Genomic DNA, 2,703 nt, shown 5'->3' on the forward strand with positions numbered 1-2,703 from the left:
CACCGAAACCGCGCTTCGCCGAAACCGGCACTAATAACATGCCCAAACCGGCACTTGTAACGTGCCGAAACCGGCACAAATGACGTGCACGCGCGGCGAAAGCGGCGGGGCAGCACGGTTCCTGCCGACTACCACCCGGCCAGGGCGACGTCGGTGCCGGACAGGGTCAAGCGCAACCCGTCACGGGCAATGTAGGCCTGGGAGAGCGTCAGGCCGTCGGGCAGAACCTCGGGATCGACTTCAATCGTGGGCGTCTCCAGCCCGAAGTAGGACAGGGCGGAGGCGACACCGAACGAGTCGGCGTCATCGGGGTCGACGTCGACCTCCATCCCCTCCACGCTGACGGTGACGATGGACAGCTCCAGACCGCCCGCGTCGGTTACGGCGGGCGCGAAGACGAGGGAGGCATCCAGCCCGAGGAGGGTGGTGGACGCCTTAACCGTGCCCGGCTCGACGGTTGAGCCATAGGTCTGAGGCGTGATGGTGAGGTCCGGCGCTTCGGGTACGGCGGCGACCACGACGCTCTCCAGCTCGTCCCAGGCGATGGCGGCGGAGGCGTCGACCCGGCCGGTCAGGTAGGGGTCCCGCGTGCCGACGTCGGAGAGGGTTGCGGTGAGGCCCGTCAGCTCCAGGCTCTCCACCGCTGCCAGCCCGCTCTTGCCCGTGTCGGCGTTTTCGCCGGTGTCGTCCGCGTCCGTCTCCTGCGTTCCTGGGGAATCCGCGGAAGCGGTGGGCGCGGTGCTGCCGTCGGCGTCGCTGGTGTCGAGCGTGAGGCTGTCGGCCCGAATGTCCAGCTGCCGTAACTCGTGATGGAGCACCTGCGGCAGGAGGAAGCCCTCGGTGGTGATGGTGGCGTCGGAGGACAGGCCGGGCAGGGCCGCGTGGACGATCGTGTCGATGCGTGAGTGGGCATAGCGCTCGGCGCCGACGACGCCGCACCCGCCCACCAGCACGAGAACAACCAGCGTTGCCAGCGCGCGCCGCCAGCGCCGGCGTCGCCGAAGCCCGTCCGCCGGAGCGGTCGCGGGATCCGCCTGGGCCGCTTCAGCGGCCGCACCGGTAGATCCCGCGGCGGTCGCCTCGCCCGCATCGGCCATACGGGCTACTCCCCGTCGCGTCGGCCGGCCCCGCGGGACGGCGGCACCGGGGCGGTGTCGACCTGCGCTTCAGTCGGCTGCGCAGCGGCACGCTTGTTGGCCGCGTACTCCTCGTCCAGCAGGGGCAGGTCCTCGGCAGTGACCATGAGGGTGGACACCGCGTGCTCCACGAGCGCGGCGCGCCGGTTGGAGGCGACGCCGCCGGTGCGCCCGCCGCGCAAGCCGCGCACTCCGACGCGGTCGAGCTTTTCGCAGACGTTGTCGAGCTTGCGGTTGAACTTGGTGATCGACCAGCCCAGGCGCGCGGCCGCCGACGCCGAGGAGGGGATCTCGGCGGCGCCGGTTCCGGCCCGTTTGAGCACCGGCTCGGCCAGGGAGAGTACGAGCAGGAGCTGGGAGCGGGTCATGGGGGTGGCGCCGATGGTGGTTTGGCCACCGGCCTGTTGCACACCGTCGATGCCCGTGAAGCGGTCCCCGCCGGCGGTGATGAGGTCGATCTCGTAGGTGGTTGGTCCCGCGGAGAAGGTGAGGATGACGCGGGAGAAGACCAGTGGCATGCGGGCGCCGGGAGCGAGGCGGGACTGAACCAGCCCGTCGCCGTCGGTGAGGGTGGCGGACAGGTGCGAGCCCTCATTGGCGATCCACCACAGTCCCGAGTCGTGAGCGAGCACGAGGAAGCGACGGTGCAGGTAAGGGTTGTCATCAATGTCGAGGTCGCCGCCGCGGCCGATGACAAAGGTTTCCTCGGTGCCGATGCGGTAGACCTCGCCGGAGAAGTCAAGTACCAGCTCGTCGGGGCGGTCGGGATCAACCTCGGGAAAGTCGGTCCAGGTCAGGTCGCTCATACGGTCCTCCGCTTCCCTGCGTCCGGTGGCTGACAGGTGGCTGGCAGCACGAGTTGGAAGATGGCTGGAAATGCCTCACACACTTACAACAGGGTAACGGATGTCGGCGTCCCGCGCCCCGGCTCGAGGCGGCCGCTCACGGACCGAACCCGCGCGCGACGAGGCCGAGCCGACCCGTGCACCTCTCACAGGGGCGGGCCGACCCGCAGCGTCACGCCGTCGCCGAGGTCGAGCAGGTCCCCGAATAGGAGGGGCGTCGGCAAGGCCGAGGCCAACAGCACGGGGGGCGTGCCCGCGCGCAGCAGGACGGTGCCGTTGGAGGAGCCGAGGTCGCGGGCGAGCAGGTTCCAGCCCGCCACACTCACCTCCAGGTGCGAGCGGGACACGAAGTGAGCGGGACTGGGCACGGCGACCAGCTGTGTCGCGGTTTCAGCGCCGGCACGCGCCTGGGGCGCCCGTCCGACTATGACCTCGCCACGCACGGGCACGGCCTGCCCGGTCGACAGCGCCAGCACCGCCAGCACCGGCCGGGGCACCTGCCGGATCTCGCCGGTCAGCGGGGCGGCACAGGCCTGGCAGGCGACGGCGTCCGGCGGATTGGGGTGTCCGGCCGCGCACATGGCAGCGGGGATGAGGGGCAGCGGCGCATCCGTCGGCGGGAGTGCGGTGGTGGTCGTCGCCGCGGCGGTGTCCGCCTCGCTGTTCGCGGAATCGGCAGCATGGCTCTCAGCGCTGTCCGCGGGGCGCGGGGCCTCCGGGGG

The 2,703-nt window shown here is 71.0% G+C and carries 3 protein-coding genes; all 3 read right to left on the reverse strand.

Annotation, left to right across the window (positions count from 1 at the left end; genetic code table 11):
• Window positions 1-128: 128 nt before the first annotated feature.
• Window positions 129-1,097 carry an LmeA family phospholipid-binding protein gene (locus RWX45_RS01870; RefSeq protein WP_316022094.1) on the reverse strand — a complete coding sequence of 323 codons (969 nt, stop codon included), beginning with the start codon at window positions 1,095-1,097 and terminating at the stop codon, window positions 129-131.
• Between the two features lie 5 nt (window positions 1,098-1,102).
• On the reverse strand, window positions 1,103-1,942 hold the full coding sequence (locus RWX45_RS01875) for a hypothetical protein (RefSeq protein WP_316022095.1): 840 nt from the start codon (window positions 1,940-1,942) through the stop codon (window positions 1,103-1,105).
• Between the two features lie 185 nt (window positions 1,943-2,127).
• A partial coding sequence (locus RWX45_RS01880; RefSeq protein ID WP_316022096.1) for an FHA domain-containing protein occupies window positions 2,128-2,703 on the reverse strand: 576 nt, incomplete at its 5' end.

Origin of the sequence: Actinomyces sp. MRS3W (assembly GCF_032465695.1) — a bacterium.
Lineage (GTDB): Bacteria > Actinomycetota > Actinomycetes > Actinomycetales > Actinomycetaceae > Actinomyces.

Excerpts from the sequence above, each read along its gene's own strand:
- RWX45_RS01870 (WP_316022094.1), bottom strand. The coding sequence starts at position 1,097 with ATGGCCGATGCGGGCGAGGCGACCGCCGCGGGATCTACCGGTGCGGCC.
- RWX45_RS01875 (WP_316022095.1), bottom strand. The coding sequence starts at position 1,942 with ATGAGCGACCTGACCTGGACCGACTTTCCCGAGGTTGATCCCGACCGC.